The sequence below is a fragment of the Campylobacter sp. BCW_6467 genome (assembly GCF_001762855.1).
GTDB lineage: Bacteria > Campylobacterota > Campylobacteria > Campylobacterales > Campylobacteraceae > Campylobacter_D > Campylobacter_D jejuni.
The window spans coordinates 1-3525 of sequence record NZ_MJXP01000029.1 but is presented as its reverse complement, the minus strand read 5'-3'; the positions used below and the strand labels follow the sequence as shown (position 1 = coordinate 3525).

The following is a 3525-nucleotide window of genomic DNA, read 5'->3' as shown; positions in this document are numbered from 1 at the left end:
AACATCCATCCTAATAATTTTAAAATTATCAGGATGAAATTTTAACAAGCTAGGAGAGTAAACTAATTAAACTAAGTAGGATCTTTTATAAGATTACCAAAGATAATTAAACTGAGCAAATCCTGTATGGGTATTGCCATCTTTATCAAACATTCCATTATAGTTTAAACTAAAATAGAAAGCTTCATTAACAGGAACGATAAAAGAAGTGCTTACAAATTTTTGTACTCTTGGTAAATCAAACTCATCACTTACTTTTGTATTTCCAAATCTAGCCTCAGCTTCTACTTTAGGATTGATATTAAACTTAGCTCCAAGTTCTACTGAAGTTTTTAAATTAGGCAACCAATCTCTAAACCAAGTAAAGCTTGTTTTAGTAGAGAAAAGATTTAAATAGTTTGCATAGGTTCTTTCTCCACCTTTAACTGTTGCTTGTCCTATAGTGTCTTTCATAGAAAAAGCTTCAGTATAGCCTCCTTCATAAGCAAGACCTATTTCAGGGGAGAATATATCTTTATTAGAAATAAAATTCATACCTAAGGCTGTATTGACTCCATAAGCATAAGAATTAGGTTCAGCTTTAGCTTCATTATTTCCTATTTTTTTAGTTAAATCATTTTTAATCAAAGCAGCTTTACCTTGAGCTTTGATATAAACTTCTTGACCTTTACTTGTAGTAAATAAGGTATTAAAGTATTTTAAACCTGCATAATAGGTTCTATTATTAATATCAAAATAAGTTGAACCCATTTTTGTATCTTCATAACCTGCATACACACCATATATTCCACTGTCTTTTAAAGTAGAATAACCTATAATGGTTCCTTTAGTGTGTCCTTTACTTTCTTCATTTAAAGAAAGTTCAACATTCTGTGAAGAAGTATAAGGAAGGATGAATAAAGAATGTTCTTTATTAGAACCATGGCTTCCGTTATTTAAATCACTCTTTATATAATCACTTGCATCTGCATATAAATTACCCTTTTCAGACATAGCAATGCTTTGAGACTTACTTGAAGAAGCTAAAGCAAAAGTTTGCATAGAATTACCCATAACATTGTCTATAAAGGTAGATCTTCTTGAAGTAGTTGAGATTAAAGATCTAAAGGTTGCTCCAGATATGGAAGCATTAAGATGATAATCTGTAGAAAGTTTTCCTGTTAATGGATCATAGCTTAAAGATATTTCTCCACCTCCATTGGTTCCTATATTGCCAATATTGCCTTGATTAACACCTGAGATGATATTATTGATATTGCCTAATTCTTCAAGATTAACATTGCTTTGATCTACGGTGATGTTTTCTACTTTTACATTATCTTTGCCACTTCCACCTACAACCACAGTGTCTAATTTACCTGTTTCTTTGTCTGTAGAAACAACCCAATCTTTGATTCCAACACTACCACTACCATTGTTAGTTACTGTATTACCATTTTCATCTTTACCTACTGAGCCTTGGTTGGAAATTTCAACTTGAGCTGATCCTGAAACAGTGATACCATTATTTATGGTTGAACCTTGTGAATTAGAAATACTAGTGTTTCCACTTCCTGAAGAACTAATACCTCCGCTAATAGTTCCTCCACCATTATTGCTAATTACCATATCAGCAGCACCAGTGCTTTCAATCTTACCACCGATATTACCTGAGTTAGAAATTTCAAGTTTATTGTCACTATTGTTAGTGATAGAACCACTTATACCTGTATCAGAAGTAGAGGTGTTAGTGATAGAATCAAGTTTACTATCTTTATCTACAGTAATTGAACCAGAAATAGCTCCATTACCCTCATTGGTAATAGAATCAATGGTGCTACCACCACTTACTTGAACACTTCCTGAGATACTTCCATTGCCTTGATTAACAAGACCACCTTCTACCTTAGCTCCATTTTCTATCTTGATATCACTACCTATAGAAGCACTATCTGCATTGATTATATTTCCTTCAAGTTTAGTGTTTTCCCCACTAACTGTAATACCACCTGTTATGCTTCCTGAGCCAACATTAGATATGGCTTGACTTGAAGTGGCTGTTATAGTAGCTCCATCTTTTACGGTTATAGAGCCTTCTATTTTTCCACCAAAATTAAAAATACCAGCATCACTTCCACCTTCTACTCTAGAGCCTTCACCAGATAAAATCATTTCTCCACTTAAAGAAGCTCCACTATCTAATCTTATACCACTAATATCACCTTTAATAACACCACCATTTGTAAGTTCTATTTTTTGAGTTCGTGAGTGAACATCTAAGGAAATTCCATAACTATCGCCATAAACTCCACTTACTGTGCCATCTTTTTTTGAGCTTGCTCCATCTATGTATAAATCCCCTAGAGTTTGCCATTGACCCACTCCTATTCTTATGTATTTGCCATGAATTACACCTCCATCTCTTATGGTAAGTGTTCCAAATTTACCCCAAGTTACCATTATGCCAGAATGATTTGATTTTATAGTTCCTGTGTTGATAATGTTTTCTATGAAGCCACCATTTTCTAGTTTTATACCAGCATGATTACTATAATTACCATTAGATATTATAGTTCCTGAATTTTCAAGAGTTTGTATATTGCCACCATATACAAATATGCCAGAAGAGTTACCATTGATAGTTCCATTATTATTAAAACTATTTATAGTTCCGCTAGATAAGCTTACACCTTCGCTTCCGCTAATAAATCCATTATTGTTAAAGGCTTGTATATTAGTATTTTTTCCTTCGAAAAACACTCCTTGATTGTTATTAGAAACTGCTATAGTTCCACTATTGTTAAATTTATCAATGTTAAGAGTTCCTGAATTACCACCCCAAACTCCCATATAAATTTGACCATTAACTTGACCTGTATTTTCAAAGGTATTGACAGTGATGGTTCCTTTAAAATCGTTATCATGCTCTACATTTACATTGCCATTAATAGTTCCTTTATTAGTAAGATTGGTAAGAGTAAGGGTATTGCTCCCATTAGCATGAGCATAGATGATTCTATCATTATTACCTATACTACCTAGAGTTCCACCTGCTTCAATTATTATGGTATGTGGACCTGAATCAGAAATGTTGATTTGTACTGTCTCTGAGGTGTTTATAGTCGTATTAACTCTAGCTTGAGGAGTATAAACACTTGCTGCTGATCTAGCCTTAAGATTTTTATTTGCTTCATCATAAGTTTTTATTTCAGAATTTAATTTAGCATTAGCACAACTTGCCAAAAAAGAAATAGTAGCTAAAGATAAAACTATCTTTTTAGAATTTAAACAGGGTTCTTTAACCCCCCCCCATGGACACTTTATTTGAAATAATATTTTTACTCAAATATTTTTCTCCTTCCTTATTTAAAATGGTTTATTTTGAAATTAATTTCATATTATTTATTTTTTAATAATAATATAAAATATAAAAATAAAATAGCGGAATATTAAAATATTTAAACTTAAAATATAATTAAATATTAATTATTATAAAACTATATAGTTTGAATTTAAATTTTATTTTATAAAAAAATTGATTTAATG

At 31.5% G+C, this 3525-nt stretch carries 1 protein-coding gene; it reads right to left on the bottom strand.

What is annotated here, in order from left to right:
* Positions 1-93: 93 nt before the first annotated feature.
* A complete protein-coding gene (locus AJ888_RS04820; protein ID WP_070296157.1) occupies positions 94-3315 on the bottom strand; it encodes a hypothetical protein in 3222 nt (1073 codons plus the stop codon).
* Positions 3316-3525 lie beyond the last annotated feature (210 nt).